This window comes from Mycobacterium sp. 050128 (genome assembly GCF_036409155.1).
In the GTDB taxonomy this organism is placed as follows: Bacteria; Actinomycetota; Actinomycetes; order Mycobacteriales; family Mycobacteriaceae; genus Mycobacterium.
In genome coordinates, this window is sequence record NZ_JAZGLW010000001.1 from 3560695 (window position 1) to 3582154 (window position 21460).

General features: G+C 65.5%; 18 protein-coding genes and 1 pseudogene. 8 read left to right on the forward strand and 11 right to left on the reverse strand.

Annotation, left to right across the window (positions count from 1 at the left end; genetic code table 11):
- Positions 1 to 49 precede the first annotated feature (49 nt).
- Both lepA and SKC41_RS17020 read left to right on the forward strand, forming a co-directional pair.
- Positions 50 to 1960 carry a translation elongation factor 4 gene (gene lepA / locus SKC41_RS17015; protein ID WP_330978936.1) on the forward strand — a complete coding sequence of 637 codons (1911 nt, stop codon included), beginning with the start codon at positions 50 to 52 and terminating at the stop codon, positions 1958 to 1960.
- A gap of 25 nt (positions 1961 to 1985) precedes the next feature.
- Complete coding sequence (locus SKC41_RS17020) at positions 1986 to 2705, forward strand: sensor domain-containing protein (RefSeq protein WP_330978637.1); 720 nt, start codon at positions 1986 to 1988, stop codon at positions 2703 to 2705.
- Between the two features lie 47 nt (positions 2706 to 2752).
- Here SKC41_RS17020 and SKC41_RS17025 read toward each other — a convergent pair.
- Together SKC41_RS17025 and SKC41_RS17030 are read right to left on the reverse strand one after the other, a co-directional pair.
- Positions 2753 to 4660 (reverse strand): annotated as a pseudogene (locus SKC41_RS17025) (glycoside hydrolase family 15 protein); the annotation flags it as partial.
- 208 nt (positions 4661 to 4868) lie between these two features.
- Positions 4869 to 6113: an FAD-dependent oxidoreductase gene (locus SKC41_RS17030; protein WP_442931636.1), complete on the reverse strand. Its 1245-nt coding sequence runs from the start codon at positions 6111 to 6113 to the stop codon at positions 4869 to 4871.
- 37 nt (positions 6114 to 6150) lie between these two features.
- On the opposite strand from SKC41_RS17030, the gene SKC41_RS17035 reads away from it, so the two are divergent.
- The 5 genes from SKC41_RS17035 to SKC41_RS17055 all read left to right on the forward strand — a co-directional run bounded on the left by SKC41_RS17035 (position 6151) and on the right by SKC41_RS17055 (position 10474).
- Positions 6151 to 6345, forward strand: coding sequence for a hypothetical protein (locus SKC41_RS17035; RefSeq protein WP_330978640.1), 195 nt, complete (start codon positions 6151 to 6153; stop codon positions 6343 to 6345).
- Positions 6346 to 6666: 321 nt separating this feature from the next.
- Positions 6667 to 7704, forward strand: a complete 1038-nt coding sequence (locus SKC41_RS17040) for a sulfate ABC transporter substrate-binding protein (protein WP_330978641.1) — start codon at positions 6667 to 6669, stop codon at positions 7702 to 7704.
- Positions 7701 to 8579 carry a sulfate ABC transporter permease subunit CysT gene (gene cysT, locus SKC41_RS17045; protein WP_330978642.1) on the forward strand — a complete coding sequence of 293 codons (879 nt, stop codon included), beginning with the start codon at positions 7701 to 7703 and terminating at the stop codon, positions 8577 to 8579. The genes SKC41_RS17040 and cysT overlap by 4 nt, the downstream gene beginning before the upstream one ends.
- Positions 8576 to 9394 (forward strand): sulfate ABC transporter permease subunit CysW, encoded by an 819-nt coding sequence (gene cysW, locus SKC41_RS17050; protein WP_330978643.1) that lies wholly within the window; start codon positions 8576 to 8578, stop codon positions 9392 to 9394. The genes cysT and cysW overlap by 4 nt, the downstream gene beginning before the upstream one ends.
- A gap of 15 nt (positions 9395 to 9409) precedes the next feature.
- Positions 9410 to 10474: a sulfate/molybdate ABC transporter ATP-binding protein gene (locus tag SKC41_RS17055; protein WP_330978644.1), complete on the forward strand. Its 1065-nt coding sequence runs from the start codon at positions 9410 to 9412 to the stop codon at positions 10472 to 10474.
- Here SKC41_RS17055 and SKC41_RS17060 read toward each other — a convergent pair whose 3' ends face one another.
- From SKC41_RS17060 to SKC41_RS17075, 4 genes are read right to left on the reverse strand one after another with little or no spacing between them, the layout of a single operon-like run.
- Entirely contained in the window at positions 10475 to 10804 is a 330-nt protein-coding gene (locus tag SKC41_RS17060) for a hypothetical protein (protein ID WP_090603970.1), read from the reverse strand.
- A 37-nt stretch (positions 10805 to 10841) separates the two neighbouring features.
- Positions 10842 to 11672, reverse strand: a complete 831-nt coding sequence (locus SKC41_RS17065) for a sirohydrochlorin chelatase (protein WP_442931638.1) — start codon at positions 11670 to 11672, stop codon at positions 10842 to 10844.
- 13 nt (positions 11673 to 11685) lie between these two features.
- Positions 11686 to 12429: a phosphoadenylyl-sulfate reductase gene (locus SKC41_RS17070; protein ID WP_330978646.1), complete on the reverse strand. Its 744-nt coding sequence runs from the start codon at positions 12427 to 12429 to the stop codon at positions 11686 to 11688.
- On the reverse strand, positions 12426 to 14096 hold the full coding sequence (locus SKC41_RS17075) for a nitrite/sulfite reductase (protein WP_330978647.1): 1671 nt from the start codon (positions 14094 to 14096) through the stop codon (positions 12426 to 12428). The genes SKC41_RS17070 and SKC41_RS17075 overlap by 4 nt, the downstream gene beginning before the upstream one ends.
- Positions 14097 to 14607: 511 nt before the next feature.
- Between SKC41_RS17075 and hemW the strand changes: the two genes are divergently transcribed.
- The gene (hemW, locus tag SKC41_RS17080; protein WP_330978648.1) at positions 14608 to 15780 is read left to right on the forward strand and encodes a radical SAM family heme chaperone HemW; all 1173 of its coding nucleotides are present in this window, start codon (positions 14608 to 14610) and stop codon (positions 15778 to 15780) included.
- Between the two features lie 5 nt (positions 15781 to 15785).
- On the opposite strand, the gene SKC41_RS17085 is transcribed toward hemW, so the two are convergent.
- From SKC41_RS17085 to SKC41_RS17105, 5 genes are all read right to left on the reverse strand, one after another.
- Entirely contained in the window at positions 15786 to 17018 is a 1233-nt protein-coding gene (locus SKC41_RS17085) for a sodium-dependent bicarbonate transport family permease (RefSeq protein ID WP_330978649.1), read from the reverse strand.
- Between the two features lie 281 nt (positions 17019 to 17299).
- A complete protein-coding gene (locus SKC41_RS17090; RefSeq protein WP_096289182.1) occupies positions 17300 to 17506 on the reverse strand; it encodes a hypothetical protein in 207 nt (68 codons plus the stop codon).
- Between the two features lie 573 nt (positions 17507 to 18079).
- Positions 18080 to 19024 carry a MerR family transcriptional regulator gene (locus tag SKC41_RS17095; RefSeq protein WP_330978650.1) on the reverse strand — a complete coding sequence of 315 codons (945 nt, stop codon included), beginning with the start codon at positions 19022 to 19024 and terminating at the stop codon, positions 18080 to 18082.
- Between the two features lie 14 nt (positions 19025 to 19038).
- Positions 19039 to 20541, reverse strand: a complete 1503-nt coding sequence (locus SKC41_RS17100) for a flavin-containing monooxygenase (protein WP_330978937.1) — start codon at positions 20539 to 20541, stop codon at positions 19039 to 19041.
- Positions 20538 to 21458: a ferritin-like domain-containing protein gene (locus SKC41_RS17105; RefSeq protein ID WP_330978651.1), complete on the reverse strand. Its 921-nt coding sequence runs from the start codon at positions 21456 to 21458 to the stop codon at positions 20538 to 20540. Before SKC41_RS17105 ends, SKC41_RS17100 begins: the two co-directional genes overlap by 4 nt.
- Positions 21459 to 21460: the final 2 nt, after the last annotated feature.

A 21460-nucleotide genomic window follows, 5' to 3' on the forward strand; every position in this document is an offset into this window, starting at 1 on the left:
TCGTCGGGGACGGGTGCGACTGTGTCCGAGTGTGTCCCGACCAGCTCGCATAGATACCCTGGACGTACCCGCGAACCGCCGGTCAAGCAGCATCAACAGCACCCGCCAGGAGATCCCCATCAGCAGTTTCGCCGACAAGACGTTCACCGCGCCGGCGCAGATCAGGAACTTCTGCATCATCGCTCATATCGACCACGGCAAGTCCACCCTGGCCGACCGGATGCTTCAGCTCACGGGCGTCGTCGACGAGCGGTCCATGCGTGCTCAGTACCTGGACCGGATGGATATCGAGCGGGAGCGCGGCATCACCATCAAGGCGCAGAACGTGCGGCTGCCCTGGAAAGTCGGTGACGACGAGTACGTTCTGCACCTGATCGACACGCCGGGCCACGTTGACTTCACCTACGAGGTGTCCCGCGCACTGGAGGCCTGCGAGGGCGCGGTGCTGCTGGTCGACGCGGCACAGGGGATCGAGGCCCAGACGCTGGCAAACCTCTACCTGGCGCTGGACCGCGACCTGCACATCATTCCGGTGCTCAACAAGATCGACCTGCCGGCCGCGGACCCGGAGCGCTATGCCGGCGAGATCGCGCACATCATCGGCTGCGAACCCGGCGACGTCCTCCGCGTGTCCGGCAAGACCGGCGAGGGCGTGGCCGACCTGCTCGACCACGTGGTGCGTGAGGTACCGCCGCCGCAGGGCGACGCGGACGCGCCCGCTCGCGCGATGATCTTCGATTCCGTTTACGACATCTACCGCGGCGTGGTGACCTATGTCCGCGTGGTGGACGGCAAGATCACGCCCCGCGAGCGCATCAAGATGATGTCTACCGGCGCAACGCACGAGCTGCTCGAGGTCGGCATCGTCTCGCCCGAACCGAAACCCAGCGACGGTCTGGGTGTGGGGGAGGTGGGCTACCTGATCACCGGCGTCAAGGATGTCCGCCAGTCCAAGGTCGGTGACACCGTGACGACGGCCCGGCACGGCGCCACCGAGGCGCTGACCGGCTACCGCGAACCCAAGCCGATGGTCTACTCGGGGCTGTATCCCGTGGACGGTTCGGATTACCCGGATTTGCGCGACGCCCTGGAAAAGCTGCAACTGAACGACGCCGCCCTGACCTACGAGCCCGAGACGTCGGTGGCACTGGGCTTCGGATTCCGTTGTGGCTTTTTGGGTTTGCTGCACATGGAGATCACTCGCGAACGCTTGGAGCGCGAGTTCGATTTGGATCTGATCTCGACGTCGCCCAACGTCGTGTACCGGGTGATCAAGGACGATGGCAGCGAGATCGTGGTGACCAACCCGTCGGACTGGCCCGAAGGAAAGGTCCGCGAGGTGTACGAGCCGGTGGTCAAGACCACCGTCATCGCGCCCAGCGAGTTCATCGGCACCATCATGGAGCTGTGCCAGTCGCGCCGCGGTGAGCTGGGCGGCATGGACTACCTGTCGCCGGAGCGCGTCGAGCTGCGTTACACGATGCCGTTGGGTGAGATCATCTTCGACTTCTTCGACTCGCTGAAGTCGCGCACCCGCGGCTACGCCAGCCTGGATTACGAGGAGGCTGGCGAGCAGGAAGCGTCGTTGGTCAAGGTCGACATCCTGTTGCAGGGCGAGGCGGTAGACGCGTTTTCCGCGATCGTGCACAAGGATTCGGCGTCCGCTTATGGAAACAAGATGACCACCAAGCTGAAGGAGCTGATTCCGCGCCAGCAGTTCGAGGTGCCGGTGCAGGCCGCCATCGGGTCGAAAATCATTGCGCGCGAGAACATCCACGCGATCCGCAAAGACGTGCTCTCCAAGTGCTATGGCGGAGACATCACCCGCAAGCGCAAACTTCTGGAAAAGCAGAAGGAAGGCAAGAAGCGGATGAAAACGATTGGACGCGTGGATGTTCCGCAAGAGGCGTTCGTCGCGGCGCTGTCCACCGATGCCGCGGGAGACAAAGCCAAAAAGTAGCGATGGGCTCGGGGGGAGTGGATCTATGCGAGTGCTTGCACTATTGGCTGTCGCCCTGCTGACCGCGGGTTGCGTCAACACCGTGGCCGGCATGCCAAAGCGCGCCGTTCGCCCAGCTTCAACAGTGGCGCCGCTGGAGCAAATTCTGCCGACCGACGACGAAGTCAAGGCCGCGGTCGGTAACGACCTGCCGGCGCATAGCCCACCCGCAACGGGCGGTATCGATGTGCTGCCGAACGGGATTCGCGATGACAGCGCCGCCGCCCCGATCGAATGCATCGGTGCGACCGATCCATTGCTGCGGGTCGTTTATGAAAAGGGGCCGATTCGCGGCGTGGCTACTCAGACCTATTGGAATTACGATTCCGGCGTGGCGGTGTCGAGCGCACATGCGGGTGTGGTCCGGTTGGCGTCGTCGGCGGATGCGCAACGACTTTTCGCGTCGTTCGTAGCGCAGTGGCAGAAATGCGCGGGAACCACCGTCACGATGAACACCCACGATTCCGAGAACACCGAATTGTATTCGAAGGTGATCGACGTGAAGGTCGAAGGACCGGTACTGTCGGTGACTCTCAGCGATTGGGACAACCACACCACCCCGCCGGCCCCCAACGAGCATGCCGTCGGAGTGGAATCTGATGTCATCGTCGATGTTGAAGCCGCAGATCAACCTGGCGTGCAGGCCGGAACGCGGGCCATCGATCTCGTCAAGGTGATGTTGCGGAAAGTATCGAGCACGAACTGAGTATCGAGTATTACCTTGCCGGGTAACGATTTTCGCTACCCCAGCCTTTACATAGGCGCGTTGGCGGGCTGGAACATCCCGGAGCCGTCGGATTCCTCCTCGGCGCGAATCACGTGCACGACCGCGTTGATCAGCGCCAGGTGGGTGAACGCTTGTGGGAAGTTGCCCAGGTGCCGGCCGGTGCGCGGTTCGATCTCCTCGGCGTAGAGATGCAGCGGGCTGGCGTAGGACAGCAGCCGCTCGCACAGCCGTTTGGCCCTGCCCACCTCGCCGATCTCGACCAGCGCGGACACCAGCCAGAACGAGCAAATCGTGAACGTGCCTTCCTCTCCGGACAGGCCGTCGTCGGTCTGCTCGACCCGGTAGCGCAGCACCAGGCCTTCCTCGGTGAGTTCGTTGGCGATCGCCAGCACCGTGTTGCGCACCCGCGGGTCATCGGGCGGCAGGAACCGCGTCAGCACCACCAGCAGCAGCGAGGCATCCAGCGCGTCACTGCCGTAGCGCTGGGTGAACACACCGCGGGAGTCCACGCCGTTCTTGAGAATGTCGGCCTTGATCTCCTCGGCGATGACCCGCCACTGCTGGGCATAACTCTTCTCGCCCTGGCGCTCGGCCAGTTTGGATCCGCGGTCCAGTGCCACCCAGCACATGACCTTCGACGACGTGAAGTGCTGCGGCTCCCCGCGCACTTCCCAGATGCCGCGATCGGGCTCGCGCCAGTGCGCGATCGCCTCTTCCACCTGCTTCTTGAGCACCGGCCACAACGTCTCCGGAACCTGTTCGCGTGACTTGGCGTGCAGATAGAACGAATCCAGGATCGAGCCCCAAATGTCGTGCTGGATCTGGTCATAGGCGCCGTTGCCGATCCGCACCGGCCGCGCATGGTCGTAGCCCGAAAGATGGTTCAGTTCCTCTTCGACCAGGCTGCGCTCGCCACCGACTCCGTACATCACCTGCAGCGGATGACGCTCGTTGTTGTTCGCGCCGGACACGTCGGCGATGAACGCGAAGAAGTCGTCGGCCTCACGATCCAGGCCCAGCGTGTACAACCCCCACAAGGCGAAGGTCGAGTCGCGGATCCAGGCGTAGCGGTAGTCCCAGTTGCGCTCGCCCTGCGGCGTCTCCGGCAGCGACGTGGTGCTGGCGGCCAGCAGCGCGCCGGTGGGTGAGTAGGTCAAGCCCTTCAGGGTGAGCGCGCTGCGCTGCAGATAGGCCCGCCACGGATGGTCGGGGAAGTTGCCGATGTTGATCCACTGTCGCCAGCACTCGGTGGTCTGCCACATTTTGTCGGCGGCTTCTTCATAGGTCTGCGGCGCCGGGTGCTTGGTCCAGCTGAGGGCGACGAACACGTCGTCGCCCTCCTTCATCCGGGTGCGCGCCCGCGCTTCGCGGCCCTCCAGCCCGATGTTCAGGTTGCTGGTCAGGCGCAGCTGCGGATGATCGTCGGGTTGCTTGCTGGCGCGAGCGAGTACCTCGCCGTACGCGTGGGCGGAGTACTCCCACGCGGGGCCGATGCGGTGGTAGTCGAACGCCGGTTCGCAGCTCATAACCAGCTCGACGGTGCCGCTGACGCAGCGCACCGTGCGCAGCAGGATGTGCTCGGCATCCCAGTCCATCGGCGTACGGCGGTGGGTCCTCGACCGGCGCTCGATGTCGTGCCAGGGGCCCATCACCAGCGCGTCGCGCACGATCAGCCAGCCGGTGTGGGTCTGCCAGGTGGTTTCCATGATCAGGCTGCCGGGCAGGTAGCGGCGGGCCGAGGGCACCGACACGCCGTACGGGCCGAGCCGGAAATGGCCGGCGCTGCGGTCCAGGATCGCGCCGAACACGCTCGGCGAGTCCGGCCGGGGCACGCACAGCCACTCGACCGAACCGGCGGGGGAGATTAGGCACGTCGTTTCCCAGTCGGACAGGAATGCATAGTCGGCGATCGGCGGAAACGGGTTGCGCAGCGAGCTGCTGGAGGTGAACGGCGCCGAGGCGCTGAAGTCGAGCGGCGAGGCCAGCTGTGATTGGCGCGCGGACCCAAATGCCTGCTCGGGCTCCCCGTTGGCGGGCTGGTCGGCGGGTTCGGCGTGCATGACCATCTCGACATCATCATCCGTCGACCCGCCCGCCGTCCATTTTTTGTCCAGCCGCCGCGGTGCGGCGACGGGCGGCGGATCACCCGTTCGCCCGGGCAAACCTCGGCGCGTGCTCGGGCAGCGGACCGATCGCCGCCAGGTAGGCAAGGAATCGCCGCAAAGACGGCAGCCGGCTGACCAGTCGCACGGCCCGGGGCGCTTCGACATCGCTTCCGGCCACCACGTCGGCGACCACTTGGCCGTGGATCGTCCGTTGTACCGCCTGGATGATCACCGTGGGTATCCAGCGGCGCACCTGCACCCGCAACAGCTCCAGGGTGGACACCCGGCCGGCTCGCAGCGGATCGGCCAGCAAGCGCGCCGTGGCTACGGCGTCGGCGACGGCGAGGTTGATCCCGACGCCGCCGACCGGCGACATCGCGTGCGCCGCGTCGCCGATGCACAGGGCGCCGTCGGTGTACCACCGGTGGAGCCGATTGAGTTGCACGTCAAGCAGTTTCACGTCATCGAACGAAGTCAGCGTGCCGACTCGGTCGGCCAGCCAGGGCACCAGATCCACCAGCACCCGGTGCAACGCCTCGATGCCCTGGCCTCGTAGGTCGGCATCGGCGCCCTTGGGAATGATGTAGGCGATCTGGTAGTAGTCGCCGCGGTCGATCATGATGATCCCGTGTCCGGCCACGAACATGCCGGCAAGCCCGCTGCGGTCGTCGGCATGACGAGGCAACCGGAACCACCACACGTCCATCGGGGCGCCGAACCGCCGCGGCTGGAATCCGAGCGCGGAGCGCACCGTGGACCCGCGCCCGTCGCAGGCCACCGTCAGCAAGGCGCGCATTTGCTTGCTCTCGCCGTTCGAGTCGCGATAGGTGACGCCGGCGACGCGGTTGCCGTCGCGCATTACCCCGGTCACTTCGGTGCTGCGCAGCAACCGGAAGGTGGGTTCCGCCTCAGCCGCGGTGGCCAACATCTCCAGAAAGTCCCACTGGGGCACCAGGGCGATGTGCTGGTGCGCACCCGGCAGCCGGGACAAATCGAGGTTCAGCGGTTGGCCCTGCATCTCCAACTGGATGCTGTCGATCAGGCGATGCGGAAGCTGGGCGAAGCGCGAGCCCAAACCGAGTTCGTCGAGCAGGCGCAGCGTGCTCGCGTGCACGGTGTCGCCCCTGAAGTCACGCAGGAAGTCCGCGTGTTTTTCCATCACCGTGACTCGTACCCCGGCCCGCGCTAGCAGCAGGCCAAGCACCATTCCGGCCGGACCGCCGCCGGCGATGACACAGGTGGTTTCCTCGGATGCGACAGGCACTCGCCGATCTTGACACATTGGTGTTTCCACAGCTCGGACGAATAGTGTGAGCCGGGTGAACGGGTTTCTCAACTGGTGGGACGGAAATGAGCTGTGGATTTCCGGACTTCCCTTCGTGCTGCAGGCCATGGTGGTGATGCCCGTCGTGCTGGCGGTCGCCTACTTCGCGGCGGTGGCGCTGGACGCCGTGCTCAGCAAAGGCATCGAATTGATGCAGCGCGTGCGTCAGACCGACGGGACGCCCAGGTAACCGGCGATGCCTCGTTCTCACGTGACGTTGGTTCTCGTCACGCTCGTGGTGTTGGTGATCGTCGCGTGGTGGGTGACGCACTGAGGCGGGCGCGCCGACGTGCCATGCCACCCGGTCCGGTGGCGGGTCAGCGAATTCCTGTTAGGCTTCGCGCCATGCACCTGACATCCGAAGCCCCGGAATGTGATGTCCTCGTGCACTGTTGTCGCTGACTACCACCCGTGCGCGGTTTGGTAGGGAGTTCGCGAATTCCCCTGACGTTTTGAATGCCTTTCCGCAGCAACGGACCGATATCCGTAAGCCCGCACCGAAAGGCCGTCAATGCTCATCGACAACGCCGGCGCACCGCGCTGGCGGCCTCTTGTCGCGCTCGCACTGATCGTCGGTGTCGTTGCGGCCTGCGGCGGCGGCCCCAGCGATGTCGTGGGCGGCAGCGGACCCTCGGGCGCGCATACCACGATCACCCTGGTCGCCTACTCCGCTCCAGAACCCGGATGGAGCAAGGTGATTCCCGCATTCAACAACTCCGAAGAGGGCAAGAGTGTGCAGGTGATCACCTCGTACGGCGCCTCCGGTGACCAGTCCCGCGGGGTTGCCGAAGGCAAGCCTGCCGACCTGGTGAACTTCTCGGTGGAGCCGGATGTGACCCGATTGGTCAAGGCGGGCAAGGTTTCCAAAGACTGGAACACCGACGCGACCAAGGGCATCCCGTTCGGGTCGGTGGTGACTTTCGTAGTGCGCAAGGGCAATCCGAAGAACATCAGGGATTGGGATGACCTGCTGCGGCCCGGCGTCGAGGTCATCACACCCAGCCCGCTGAGTTCCGGCTCGGCCAAATGGAATCTGCTCGCCCCCTATGCCGCTAAGAGCGAGGGCGGCCGCAATGGCCAAGCGGGAATCGACTTCATCAGCCAATTGGTGCGCGACCACGTGAAATTGCGGCCCGGGTCGGGACGAGAAGCCACCGACGTTTTCGTCCAGGGCAGCGGCGACGTGTTGATCAGCTACGAGAACGAGGCCATCGCCACTGAGCGACAAGGCAAGCCGGTCGAGCACATCACCCCACCGCAGACCTTCAAGATCGAAAACCCGCTGGCGCTGGTGACAACGAGCCCGCACCAAGACGTCGCCATCGCGTTCCGCAACTTTCAATACACGGCCGCGGCGCAGAAGTTGTGGGCGCAGGCCGGTTTTCGGCCGGTCGACCCGTCGGTCGCCGCCGAATTCGCCGACCAATTCCCGTCGCCGCCGAAGCTCTGGACGATCGCCGACCTGGGCGGCTGGGCCACGGTCGATCCCCAGCTTTTCGACAAGAGCAACGGCAGCATCACCAAGATCTATACGAAGGCCACCGGATGACCGTCACGACAACCCCGGACCCGGACCCGGTTCGGCCCGAGCTCGACGAGTCCGGTGATTTACGGGTCGCCCGGTCTTCCGGGCGCCGCGGCAACTCGTCGCTTCGCGTCGGGGTGGCGACGCTGTGGCTCTCGGTGATCGTGCTGCTGCCGCTGGCTGCCATCGTGTGGGAGGCCGCCGGTGGCGGCTGGCAGGCGTTCACGGAGGCTGTGACGTCGCATGCCGCGATCGACTCGTTTCGGGTGACGCTCACCATCTCCGTCGGGGTCACGGTGGTCAATCTGTTATTCGGCCTGCTGATTGCCTGGGTGCTGGTGCGTGACGACTTTCCCGGTAAGCGTCTCGTCGACGCGATCATCGACCTGCCGTTCGCATTGCCGACCATCGTCGCCAGCCTGGTCATGCTGGCTCTCTACGGCAAAAACAGCCCGGTCGGCCTGCATCTTCAGCACACCGCGTGGGGTGTGGCGGTGGCGCTGGCGTTCGTCACGCTGCCGTTCGTGGTGCGCGCGGTTCAACCGGTGCTACTGGAAATCGACCGGGAAACCGAAGAGGCCGCCGCGTCGCTGGGCGCCAGCGGGCCGAAGGTCTTCACCTCGGTCGTGCTGCCGTCGCTGCTGCCGTCGTTGTTGTCCGGTGCCGGCCTGGCTTTTTCGCGGGCCATCGGCGAATTCGGTTCGGTGGTACTGATCGGCGGCGCGGTGCCGGGCAAGACCGAAGTGTCGTCGCAGTGGATACGCACGTTGATCGAGAACGACGACCGCGCCGGAGCGGCGGCGATATCGATTGTGTTGCTGCTGCTTTCGTTTGTGGTGCTGTTCGCCCTGCGCCTGGTCGGTGCGCGGGCGGCTCGGCACGAGGAGCGGGCGCAGTGACATCGTCGCGCTGGGTTCGTTACCTCACTCGGTATGTCGCGTTGGCCTACGTCGCGGTGCTGCTGATCATCCCGGTGGCGGTGATCTTGTGGCGGACGTTTGCGCCCGGGTTCGGTAAGTTCGTCGACTGGATCAGCACTCCGGCGGCGATATCGGCGCTGGACTTGTCGCTGCTGGTGGTGGCCATCGTGGTGCCACTGAATGTCTTCTTCGGCATACCCACCGCACTTGTACTGGCGCGCAACAGGTTCCGCGGTAAGGGTGTGCTGCAGGCGGTCATCGACCTGCCATTCGCCGTCTCGCCGGTCGTCGTGGGTGTCGCGTTGATCGTGCTGTGGGGGTCGGCCGGTGCGCTTGGCTTCGTGGAACGAGATCTGGGTTTCAAAATCATCTTCGGGCTGCCCGGCATCGTGCTTGCCAGCATTTTCGTCACGCTGCCGTTCGTGGTGCGCGAGGTCGAGCCGGTGCTGCATGAGCTGGGAACCGACCAGGAGGAAGCGGCGGCCACCCTGGGTTCTGGCTGGTGGCAAACCTTTTGGCGGATCACGTTGCCGTCCATCCGGTGGGGCCTGACCTACGGCATCGTGCTGACCATCGCGCGTACTCTCGGTGAATACGGCGCGGTGACCATCGTGTCGTCCAATCTCCCGGGCAAGTCGCAGACGCTGACGCTGCTGGTCTCGGATCGCTACAACCGCGGGGCCGAATACGGCGCCTACGCGTTGTCGACGTTGTTGATGGGTGTTGCCGTGGCCGTGCTCATCGTCCAGGTGATTCTCGATGCCCGCCGGGCACGAGCGGCGAGCAAGGCCTGACAAGGAGATTCGGACATGACCGACGCGAAAACGGGCGACCTCGCGATCACCGTGCGCGACGCCAACAAACGCTATGGCGATTTCGTCGCATTGGACCATGTGGACTTCGTGGTCCCCACCGGCTCGCTGACGGCCCTGCTCGGCCCCAGCGGTTCGGGGAAGTCGACCCTGCTGCGCACCATCGCCGGTCTCGACCAGCCCGACACCGGCACGATCACGATCAACGGCCGTGACGTCACCCGGGTGCCACCGCAGCGGCGCGGCATCGGATTCGTGTTCCAGCATTATGCCGCGTTCAAGCACATGACGGTCCGCGACAACGTCGCGTACGGATTGAAGATTCGCAAGCGGCCTAAAGCCGAAATCAAGGAGAAGGTCGACAACCTGCTGGAAGTCGTGGGGCTCAGCGGATTTCAGGGTCGCTACCCTAACCAGCTCTCCGGCGGTCAGCGACAGCGCATGGCGCTTGCCCGCGCGTTGGCCGTCGACCCGCAGGTGCTGTTGCTCGACGAGCCGTTCGGGGCGCTGGACGCCAAGGTTCGCGAGGATCTGCGGGCCTGGCTACGCCGCCTGCACGACGAGGTCCACGTCACCACGGTGCTGGTCACTCACGACCAGGCCGAGGCGCTCGACGTCGCCGATCGGATCGCGGTGCTGAACAAGGGCCGTATCGAGCAGGTCGGGTCCCCGACCGAGGTTTATGACGCTCCCGCGAACGCGTTCGTCATGTCGTTCCTCGGTGCGGTTTCGACACTGAACGGCAGTTTGGTTCGCCCGCATGACATTCGGGTCGGCCGCAATCCCGAGATGGCGGTCGCCGGGGGTGACGGCACCGCCGAATCCATCGGAGTCGTCCGCGCTACCGTCGACCGCGTCGTGGCACTGGGATTCGAGGTGCGCGTCGAGTTGACCAGCGCGGCCACCGGCGGCAGTTTCACCGCCCAAATCACCCGAGGCGACGCCGAGGCGCTGGCCCTCAAGGACGGGGACACCGTCTACGTGCGCGCCACCCGGGTGCCGCCCATCATCGCGGATGCCGTTCCGGCAGGCGAAGATCAGAGCACACTGACCTCGGCCTGACTACGGCCCCGCAGCCCAGTAGGGCGGTTGCTGGGTCACCCGCTCGATGTATTCGGTGACCGTCAGCTCGTCTGATTCGGCGGTGTCGTCGCCGTGGGCAAAGGGGCACCTCCGCGGATCGGTTTCGATGATCCACACCGCTTCGAGTTCCACCTCGGGGACCGGGGCGCCCGGCGCCGGTGAAATCAGGTCCGCGGCGAATCCTTCGGCGCCCGGCCAAGTCAGGCCGTCGCTGTAGATCACCTCGTTGTTCCGGTTCAGGGCAACGACGTGGAAGTGCGGCAGGCCGGCCAGGTGCTCGGCAAGGCCGTGCGCGCCGCGATCGCCCATTGCGCCATGTTAGTGCGGCAGGCGACGTGACGTACTGTCAGGCCGCGATCTGGTCGGCGGTCGCCGCGGCGAAGCGATCCAGCACCGTCTCGGCCACCAAACGGTGGGCTCCCAGCGGGGCGGCCATCTCGATGCCGGCCTTGGCGGCGAATCTCTGCACCCGATCGGGGATGAGTCCCGGCGCCAGGAACCACGGCGCGACGACCACCCGCTGGGCGTGCTGGCGGCGCAACCTGCCCAGCGCTTCGGAGAGCGACCGTTCCTGTTGGGTGGCGAACGTGGTGGTTGCCCCCGCCCAGGACGTGCCCGCCAACAGCTTTGGTGCCACCCGGCCGGTGCGCGCGTTCATCGCCAAGTCGGAGGTACCGATCGCCACGACGAGGACACCGACGCTGTCATCGAGGTGCGAGACGCCCAGCTCCGTCACGCGCCGCCGCAGCACTGACACCAGCCGGTCGTCCTCGCCGAGCACCGGTGCTTGCCACACTTGTTGTGCCGTAACACAATTGGCGATCTGGGCGGGGATGTCGACGCGAGCGTGGTACGCGTTGGCCAACAGTAGCGGGGTGACGACCGCCGGTCCATCCAGCGCCGTGAGTACGTCGGCCAGGCTCGGTGAGCTGTGTTCCAGGAACGCCAGTCGCACATCCAGATTCGGCCGTAAGCGCACCACCTCGTCGGCGACGGCCCGGGCATTGGCCCGCGACCGTGGATCCTTGCTGCCGTGTGCGGTCAGGACGAGGGCAGGCTTGATGGCGCCACTCTCCCCCACAAGCGGGTGGGGGCACCTCCCACTTGTGGGGGCGTGCCCCCACCTCATCGCTACGTCCCCCTCGCCGCTGCGCGGCTGGGGGTGCCCCCACTGCATCGTCGCCCGCGCGTCACGACGCGTGCAGCCCGCATTCGGTTTTGGCCTGCCCCTGCCAGCGCCCGCTGCGCGGGTCGGCGCCCTCGACGGGCTTGGCCGTGCAGGGAGCGCAGCCGATCGACGGATAGCCTTCGTAGACAAGCGGATTGACCAACACGTCGTGCTCGTCGATGTAGTTCTGCATGTCCTCGTCCGTCCACGCCGCCAGCGGGTTGATCTTCACCAGCTTGAATGCCTCGTCGAAGCTGATCAGTGGCGCGTTCGCGCGCGTCGGTGCCTCGACCCGGCGCAGCCCGGTCACCCAGGCGGAGTAACCACGCAGCATTTTGCCCAGGGGGAGGACCTTGCGTAGCCGGCAGCACTCGCCGGGGTCCCGCGCGAACAGGTCCTTGCCCTTCAGTTCGTCCTGCTCGGCCACCGTGTGCTCTGGCGTGACGTTGAGAACCCGGACGTCGTAGACGGATTCGATCGCATCACGGGTGCCGACGGTTTCGACGAAGTGATAGCCGGTGTCCAGGAACAGCACCGGCACGCCGGGGCGCACCTTGGACGCCAGATCCACCAGCACGGCATCCTGCATATTGGAGGCGACGATGTAATTGCAGGTCGCCCAGCCGCGCGGACCGTTGATACCGCCGAAGTTCTCATCCGTCCAGCGCAACAGCTCGGTGGCGCTGGCGCCCTCGAGTTCGGCCGCGCCCCGGGCGGCCAGCTCACGCAGTGCGGCGTATTCGGGGTCGGTTGTTTCGGTGCTCATCGCAGATCGCCCTCCTCGGCGCGAAGTGCCCACTGCGCGAACCGCTCTCCGCTGCTGCGGTGCTTGACGAAGTTGCGCACCACCCGATCGATGTAGTCGCCCAGCTCGTCGCTGGTCACCTTGTGCTGGCGCAGCTTTCGACCGAATCCGCTGTCCAGCCCGAGGCTGCCGCCCAAATGCACCTGGAAGCCCTCGACCGAGTTTCCATCGCCGTCGTCGACCATCTGGCCCTTGAAGCCGATGTCGGCGACCTGAATGCGCGCACACGAGTTGGGGCAGCCGTTGATGTTGACGGTGATCGGCACGTCGAGTCGCGAGTTGATGTCTTCGAGCCGCTTCTCCAGCTCTGGTACCAGAGTCTGTGCCTTGACCCGGGTTTCGGCAAACGACAACTTGCAGAACTCAATCCCGGTGCAGGCCATCAGGTTCCGGCGCCAGTGCGATGGGTTCGCTTGCAGCCCCAGCGCCTCGAGGCCCGCGACGAACTCGTCGAGCTTGTCGTCGGGGATGTCGAGGATGACCAGCTTCTGGTAGGGGGTGAACCGGACCCGGTCCGAACCCGCCTGCTCGGCCAGGTCGGCCACCGCGGAAAGGATGGTGCCGGAAACCCGGCCCGCGATCGCGGCGACGCCGACCGCGTTGAGGCCGTTCTTGAGCCGCTGCACTCCGACGTGGTCGATCGGGTGCGTGACCGGCTCGGGGGCCGGGCCGTCGATGAGAGGCCGCTTGAGGTACTCGGTTTCGAGCACCTCGCGGAACTTTTCTACGCCCCAGTCCTTGAGCAGGAACTTCAGCCGCGCCTTGGCGCGCAACCGCCGGTACCCGTAGTCGCGGAACACCGAGGTGACCGCGGCCCATACCTCGGGCACCTCTTCGAGCGGCACCCAGGCGCCGAGGCGCTGGCCCAGCATCGGGTTGGTGGACAACCCGCCGCCGACCCACACGTCCAGACCGGGGCCGTGCTCGGGGTGGTTGACGCCGATGAACGCGATGTCGTTGACCTCGTGCACCACGTCCTGCAAACCCGAGATCGCGGTCTTGTACTTGCGCGGTAGGTCGGCGAATTCGGGCTGGCCGATGTAGCGCTTGACGATCTCGTCGATCGCCCAGGTCGGGTCGAGCACCTCGTCGAGCGACTCACCGGCCAGCGGTGAGCCCAGAATCACGCGCGGGCAGTCGCCGCACGCCTCGGCGGTCTGCAATCCGACCTCGGCGAGCCGCCGCCAGATCTCGGGGACGTCCTCCACCCGGATCCAGTGGTATTGCACGTTCTCCCGGTCGGAGATGTCAGCGGTGTCGCGGGCGAACTCGGTGGAAATCTGGCCCAGCGTGCGCAGGGCGCCGGCCGACAGGGCGCCGCCGTCGCAGCGCACCCGCATCATGAAGTACCGGGCCTCGAGCTTGTCCATGTTCTCGTCGCCGGTCCAGCTGCCGTCGTAACCCTGCTCACGCTGGGTGTACAAACCCCACCAGCGCATCCGGCCACGGAGGTCGTTCTTTTCGATGCTGTCGAAGCCGTCCTTGGCGTAGGTGTTCAAGATGCGGTCGCGCACTTCGAGCGGGGGACCGGCCTGCTTGAACTCCTCGTTGGGGTTCAGCGGCTCGCGCTCTCCCAGTGCCCACTGGCCCTCACTTCGAGGGGGCTTGGCGGGACGGGCTGTGGTCATTCGAAGATCTCCTTCGCGGGCTGTGCAGGCGTGGACGCGCGACGCACCGGTCAATGACGGCGGGCGCAGATCCGGCGCCAGCTGGACGTACAGGTGGGCGGGTCTACGACATCAAGCCGGACAGCTACAGCTGCAGACACGTTTGAGATCGATGTGCCGGCGAACCACTAGCGCAATGCGCTGGCTGGGCTGGGCGGCGGTCACGCGCCCATTCTGCCATGGATGCAGGCGGCCAGCGCCACCAGGTCAAATTTGCCCTCACGGTGAGCAAAACTACCCCGTAATCCTGGGTAATCGGATAGACAAAACCGAGAAACCCCTGAGAGGCCCGCGCACTCAGCGTCTGACGTGGTCACTCGGGCTGACGGACCGGGTGAACAGCGCCGATCGCGTCCGCGCGCGACAGTGCCGAGGTGGCCGACGCCGGGGCGCCAAGCGCCGGGTGAATTTGCTCACCCGCGCCCTGGTCGAGCAGACGGTGTGCCCCGGCGAACGTGCAATCATTTGGTGCATGGCCCTTCGCGCGGCACCGGTTGAGTTTCCCGGTATACAGCGGAGTCCTGGGCAGTCGTTCGGGGTGTACCTCCACGTTCCGTTCTGCATCACCCGTTGCGGGTATTGCGATTTCAACACCTATACACCGGCCGAGCTGGGCGGCGTCAACCCGGATGCCTGGCTGGAGGCGCTGCGCACCGAGTTGGCGCTGGCCGCCGAACGGCTGGATGCGCCGACGGTGAACACCGTGTTCGTCGGCGGCGGGACGCCGTCCTTGCTGGGCCCTGCGCGCATCGTCGCGCTGCTCGACATGGTCCGCGAGCACTTCGTGCTGGCGCCGGACGCCGAGGTCACCACGGAGGCCAACCCGGAATCGGCCTGGCCGGACTTCTTCGAGGCCGCCCGAGCGGCCGGGTACACCCGGGTGTCGCTCGGCATGCAGTCGGTGTCCCCGTTCGTGCTGGGTGTCCTCGACCGGATCCACACGCCGAACCGGTCGGCGGCCGCGGCCCGCGAGGCACTGGAGGCGGGCTTCGAACACGTCAGCCTCGACCTGATCTACGGCACGCCGGGGGAGACCGACGACGAGCTGCTGCGCTCGGTCGATACCGCGATCGCGACCGGTGTCGACCATGTGTCCGCGTATGCGCTGGTCGTCGAGGAGGGGACCGCGCTGGCGCGCCGGGTCCGCGGCGGTGAGCTGTCCGCACCCGACGACGACGTGCTGGCCCACCGCTACGAGCTGCTCGACGGGCGCCTGTCGGCGGCCGGTTTCGATTGGTACGAGGTGTCGAACTGGTCGCGGCCGGGCGGGGAGTGCCGGCACAACGTCGGCTACTGGGACGGTGGCCAGTGGTGGGGTGCGGGGCCGGGTGCGCACGGGTATGTCGGCGCGACGCGCTGGTGGAACGTCAAGCACCCCAACGCATACGCGGAGATACTGGCGGATTCCGCGCTACCCGTCGCGGGCTTCGAGCAGCTGGACGCCGAGGCATTGCACACCGAGGACGTGTTACTGAAAACCCGGATGCGCCAAGGACTTCCGTTGGAGGGGCTGAACGCCGCCGAACGCGAACGAGCAGAAACCGTGGTCGCCGACGGCTTGTTGGTGGCCGACGGCGACCGGCTGGTCCTCACCCCGCGCGGCCGGTTATTGGCCGACGCGGTCGTGCGGACCCTGCTGGGGTGACGGCGTCAAACGCCGAACCACCCTTCGACGACGCGGGCAATCTCGATGTAGAGCGGGATGCCGATCGTGACGTTGTAGGAGAACGTCAGACCCAGTGACGCGGCCAACGGCAGCGTCGGGCTCGCTTCGGGGATTGCCAATCGCTGCACCGCCGGCACCGCGATGTAGGACGCCGCGCCGCACAAGACCGCGAACAGCACGTAGGTGCCCGTCTTGAAGTCGGTGTGGGTCAGGCTCGCGTAGCAGCAGGCGATGATGATCCCCAGCGTGGCAAAGACATTCGGGGCCAGCACCGCGAAGAAGATGAACCCGGGCCCCGCCGTTCGCAGGTCCTTCAACTTGCGCGAGGCCGTCATGCCCATCTCGAGCAGGAACAGACACAGCACGCCCTGGAATGCCATGACGAAGAACTTGTCGTCGTCCTGCACGACCTTTTGGCCCTGCAGACCACTGATCAGGCCGATCACGATCCCGCCGATCAGCAGCACCAACCCGGGGTTGAGGAACACCTCCCGGAACAGCTCGCGGGAGAAGATGGACGGCTTCTTCGCGGTGAGCTGCACGCCCGGGCTGACGTCGAGTTCGTCTGTGCGCTCGCCCTTTTCCAGCGAGAGCTCGAGTTCCTCTTCTATCGCGCGCTCGGTCTCCAGGCTCTGGCCTTGCGGTGGCCGTGCCGCGGTGCCGGGCCCGACGCCGACCTTGACCGGCGCGTAGCCCGGCTCGTCGGCCATGTTGCCGGCCGCGTCCATTCCCCGGTGCCGCAGGTGAGCCACCAAGTAGAGCGCCACCAGGCAGCCGGGAATCTCCATGACGGCCAGCATCACCGGCATGTACGCATTGAAGGCGATGTTCACCGCGGCCAGGACCGCCACACAGGTGGCGAACGTCCCGGCAGAGTCCGACCCGTAATAGCCGGCGACCGTCGCCCGGTCGATCCTGCGCAATTTGGTCAGCCAACCGAGCAGGTAATAGGCGGCGATGCCGATCACGAAGTTGACGATGAAGCCCAACACCATGAATCCGACGATCGCCCCAACGCTGGAGGCATTGACCTCGGCAAGTTCCTCACCACCGTGCCAGCCGATAGCCAGCAGCAGGTACATGGTGAGGCCTTGATAGATCACATAGGGGAACTCGAATCGCACCTTCAAGATCGGAATCAGGAATCCGAAGTAGAAGAAAAGCAGAAGCGGTTTGAACAGGTTATGCGTGAAGTTATGCCAGAACTCTTGCAGCATTGGTGCCTCTCTTTTCCGGCCGGTGGCCCGGGCGAAGCACCATCCGCAAGCGGGGGCTACCACGAACATCCCGACGACCGTGGAAAATTTAGCTCTGCCGCTGCCAGACCGCCACTCGGATCAGACCCGAATTGTGGATGCCGTTCCAAGCCGCGCCGAAATGGTTGCGCATCCCAAAACCCGTGCTCACAGCGGTGCTGGTAGGACCGGGTATGGGGGGATTAGCGGGAATCTGGTGTGAGTTTGCTGTGCATTTACTGTCAGGATTAGCGTGTCGCCGCTCAACCGGATATTAGCGAGGGCCGGACGCCGGCGCCCCGTTTGCGGTGGGTCACCGACAGCCATGCGGACGGCGAGTAATGCGTCGTAATTTCTTCGAATCCGTCGACCCGGGAAACCGTAAGCACGCCTGTTTCCTGGTTAATTTCGAGTTCGTCGCCGTCGGATCCGTGGACTTCCTCACCGTTCGCGAGCCTGATCACGAACATAACGTTCCTCTCAGTCGATGGGTTTTAATCGCGATCGGGCATTTGCTGGGTCGTCCGCACCGGCCGGATTAAACTTTCGTTACGTTTTTCTGTCAGGGGCCGTGGCAAACATCCGGCGCGGTTCGTCCGGCGTCGGAATGCTGCGGCGGTTCAAAGCCTTTGGGCAGAGGTTCACCCGGACTACCCCCTTCTCCGCGCCGGTCGGCCTGGCGAGCCCCCCATGCAGTCCGCGTCGGAGCCAATGATGGTACGGGGAACACAGCCATGGTAGCCCTTTCTTATGCGCTGAGCAGGTGAACCAGGGGCAAACGTCTAGGCCTCGCGATGCCTCCGGATAGATCCCTCCGCCCGGCGCCCATGCAATGACTTTCGCCGCCGCTGCCTGCGGAAACCGGGGCGGACGCCGAACTCGGGCGAAGGGTCGCGCGGCTCCTCCGAAAGCGCGATGCCGGATTAAATCCAGGCGTGATCGATCCGCGCGCAGCACCCGGGAGACCCCGACTCGCGGGCCGAGCGTGAATTCGAGGAAACCCGCGACAAGCTGTCCCCGCTGGCGCCGTATCTGATTGCGCGTTAGTTGGCCTTGCGCCGGCGTGCCGACAACTCGTCGGGCGGCGCCTCGGTTACGGCTTCAGGTGAGCGTTCGAGGTAGTCGGTCAGGATGCGGCCGGCCAACGACTCGATGTTCGATTCGATCGACGACGCGAGCGTTGCGGTGACGGTCGCCACCGCCTGAGTGCGGAACCGAACCAGCATCGTGATCAACTCGGCGATCTCGGCATCCGCGGGCAGCGCCTGGCCGGGTTTGATTTTGTCGATGACGTGTTCGGCGCCCGCGCGTACCAACAGGTCGCTGATCTTGTCGATCTCGGGCACGATTTGCTCGTGCAGGTCGACGAGCTTCGCCAATTTGACGCCGTAGCCCCGGATCTCGTTGAACGCGTCGATCAGCTTGGGCCGGGTCACGGTGGCTTGCTGGCCGTCGACGCGGATTACCTGCAAGGCGACCAGCCGGTCGAATCCGGTCGGGTCGTCGACGAGCCGCTGGGCGTCGGCGAGTGGCATGGTCTCGGGCTTCTCGGTGGTCCAGCTGCCCACGATGGCCGTCTCGAGGCCCAGCACGTCGCCGAGGCTCTTGCCCTCTTCCCAGGCGCCCAGCATTTCCCGCACATGGGCGATGTTGTAGCCGCGGTCGAGCATCGAGGTGATCAGCCGCAGCCGGGTGAGATGCGTGTCGTTGAACAAGGCGATGCGCCCGACCCGCAATGGCGGCGGCAGCAGCCCGCGATCCCGGTAGACCCGGATGTTGCGGGTGGTGGTGCCGGCCAGCCGGGCCAGGTCGTCGATCCGGTACTCCCCGGACGCCGCGTCACCGTTCGGGTGACGCGCAGCCGCGTCGAACAGCTGCGACACCGCGGTGTCGATGAAGTCCCGCGATTGGCGCCGAACGCGTTTGGGCGCCCGTCGCACGTTGTACAGGACGCTGGCGATCGTGCCGGGCTCCGGTTTCTGGGCCATCTCAGTGCGTCAGCCTAGGCCGACGAGGTGACGCGTGCGGTCGCCCCGCGCGCCACCGCCTGGTAGTCCGCATAGCGGAAATCGCTCATCTGGCGCAGATACTGGGTCGCGAAACCTGGGTACATCGAGCCGTTGAACCCGTCCTTGGTGAGATACCAACTGCGACAACCCGACATCCAGGTGGTCTTGGTGAGCCGGCGCTGGATGTTCTCGTTGTGGCGCAGTTGGACGTCTTCGCGTACGTCGAGATAGCGCAGGTCGTCGTCGAGGATGGTGCGGATGCCGCGCACCGCGTAATCGAGTTGGCCCTCGATGTAGACCAGCAGCGAGTTGTGGCCCGGCCCGGAGTTGGGACCGGTCATGAAGAACAGGTTCGGGTAGCCGTGCGCGTTGATGCTCTTGTAAGCCTGTGCGCCGTCGGCCCATTCGTCGGCCAGCGACCGTCCGCCGAGGCCGGTGACGGCGAACGGCGGGCCGGTGAGGTGGACGTCGTACCCGGTGGCGAACACGATGCAGTCGAGGTGGTGTTCGATGCCGTCGCTGGTGCGGATGCCGACGGGGCTCAGCGTCGCGATCGGCCAGGAGATCAGCTTGCAGTTGTCGCGCTGCAGCGCGGGGTAGTAGTCGCTGGAGACCAGCATCCGCTTGCAGCCGGGGGCGAAATCGGGGGTCAGCTGCCGGCGCAGCCACGGGTCCTTGACGGTGGCACGCAGATGGGCCTGGCCGAGTCGCGCCACCAGTGAGGTCAGCGGCGTATCCCACACCAGGGCCGTGGCGCTGGCTTCGTGGCCCCAGAACAGCGCCTGGCGGGCAAGTTGTTGGACGGCAGGCACTTTGGCGAACAAGGCTTGCACGGCCGACGGGGTCGCCATATCGAGGCGGGGCAGCACCCAGCCCGGGGTGCGCTGGAACACCTTGACGAACCCAGCCCGCTTGACCAGTTCGGGAATGATCTGGATCGCGCTGGCGCCGGTGCCGATGACGGCGACGCGCTTGTCCGTGAAGTCGTAGTCGTGATCCCAGCGGGCACTATGGATTTTGTGTCCGTGGTAGGTGTTCAGACCCCGGATGTTCGGGAAGCTGACATCCGAGAGCGGGCCGGAGGCCAACACGACGGTGCGGGCACGAAATTTCTTGCGGTTCTTGGTCTTCGCCGTCCACAGTCCGGCGTCCTCGTCGAAGGTCAGATCGTTGACCTCGTGTCCGAAACGGATGTGCGGACGGATGTCGAACTTGGTCGCCATGTCTTCGAGGTGGCGGCAGATCTCGGGGGCGGGTGAGTACGTCCGCGACCACGTCGGGTTTTTCACGAACGAGTAGGAGTACAGCAGCGACGGAACGTCGCAGCTGGCTCCCGGATAGGTGGTGTCGCGCCAGGTTCCACCCACCCGGTCGGCGCGCTCCAGTATGACGATGTCGGTAATTCCGGCCTCGGCCAATCGAATTGCGGTACCGAGTCCGGTGAAGCCGGCGCCGATGATCAGCGTTGCGTAGGTGTGGTCGTTTGCCATCATCACGCCGCCGGGTCGTGGGTGAGTTCCTTCGACCAGGTCGGTGCCGGCCTCAGTAGCGGCTTGGGATAGAAATCCGACAGCCACACCATGGAGTTGGCCAGCAGTTGATAGGGGTGCCTCGGGTTGACCACCCACATGCCGTGGCGCTTGAGCAACTTGTAGGTAGGCACCCGCCGGGTGCGTTCACCCCGGTCGCCGAGTTGTTTGAAACGGTTGACCGCGTTGAAGAGCCGCTCCGAATCCATGCCCATCCCGGCCATCTCGTTGCGGATGCGGTTCAGCAGCGGTACGTACATCAGCATGCCGAGGATCAGACCAGGGGACGCGAAGCGCCCGACGAATTCGATGGCGAGCCGCCGCGCGCTGGCGTTGCCGATCATTTCCAGCACCTCGAAATCGACCGCGATGTGCCGGGATTCGTCGTTGTTGATCTTCTCGAACACCTGATGACAGACGGGGTCCTCCACGGTGTCGAGAAGGAACTTCAGCAGCGCGCCGTCGAGTGCGACCTCCAGCATCGGGATCACGGTGCCCAGCACCGACAGCGGCATGTCGTCGGCGAAGGTGTCCAGCCATTCGATGGCCAACTTGATGTTGACGTTGGGCTTGGGGATCTCGCCGTCGTCGAGCATGCCCCAGCGTTTCATCAGCGCGAGTTCGGCGTTGGCATGCCGCTGCTCCTCGGCGTGGAAATACCGGTAGATCTCGGCGATGGTGGGGTTCGGTGCCTTCTTGGCGAGCGCCGCAAATCCCCGGGCGCCGATGTTCTCGATCCAGCACAGGTCGGCCATGAAGGCCCTGAGCTTGGGCCGAAACTCGGGCTTGATGGTGTCGGCTCCCGGTGCGTCCCAATCGATATCGGCGAGTGCCCACTGGCGATCCTTGATCTTGGCAAGCATGGCTTCCATGTCGATGGCCACCA

What these genes read in the sequence shown, in the direction of transcription:
- SKC41_RS17020 (WP_330978637.1), top strand. Translation starts at nt 1,986, where the DNA reads ATGCGAGTGCTTGCACTATTGGCTGTCGCCCTGCTGACCGCGGGTTGC.
- SKC41_RS17030 (WP_442931636.1), bottom strand. Translation starts at nt 6,113, where the DNA reads ATGTGTCAAGATCGGCGAGTGCCTGTCGCATCCGAGGAAACCACCTGT.
- SKC41_RS17040 (WP_330978641.1), top strand. Translation starts at nt 6,667, where the DNA reads ATGCTCATCGACAACGCCGGCGCACCGCGCTGGCGGCCTCTTGTCGCG.
- cysT (WP_330978642.1), top strand. Translation starts at nt 7,701, where the DNA reads ATGACCGTCACGACAACCCCGGACCCGGACCCGGTTCGGCCCGAGCTC.
- SKC41_RS17055 (WP_330978644.1), top strand. Translation starts at nt 9,410, where the DNA reads ATGACCGACGCGAAAACGGGCGACCTCGCGATCACCGTGCGCGACGCC.
- SKC41_RS17060 (WP_090603970.1), bottom strand. Translation starts at nt 10,804, where the DNA reads ATGGGCGATCGCGGCGCGCACGGCCTTGCCGAGCACCTGGCCGGCCTG.
- SKC41_RS17065 (WP_442931638.1), bottom strand. Translation starts at nt 11,672, where the DNA reads ATGCAGTGGGGGCACCCCCAGCCGCGCAGCGGCGAGGGGGACGTAGCG.
- SKC41_RS17070 (WP_330978646.1), bottom strand. Translation starts at nt 12,429, where the DNA reads ATGAGCACCGAAACAACCGACCCCGAATACGCCGCACTGCGTGAGCTG.
- SKC41_RS17075 (WP_330978647.1), bottom strand. Translation starts at nt 14,096, where the DNA reads ATGACCACAGCCCGTCCCGCCAAGCCCCCTCGAAGTGAGGGCCAGTGG.
- hemW (WP_330978648.1), top strand. Translation starts at nt 14,608, where the DNA reads ATGGCCCTTCGCGCGGCACCGGTTGAGTTTCCCGGTATACAGCGGAGT.
- SKC41_RS17085 (WP_330978649.1), bottom strand. Translation starts at nt 17,018, where the DNA reads ATGCTGCAAGAGTTCTGGCATAACTTCACGCATAACCTGTTCAAACCG.
- SKC41_RS17090 (WP_096289182.1), bottom strand. Translation starts at nt 17,506, where the DNA reads ATGTTCGTGATCAGGCTCGCGAACGGTGAGGAAGTCCACGGATCCGAC.
- SKC41_RS17095 (WP_330978650.1), bottom strand. Translation starts at nt 19,024, where the DNA reads ATGGCCCAGAAACCGGAGCCCGGCACGATCGCCAGCGTCCTGTACAAC.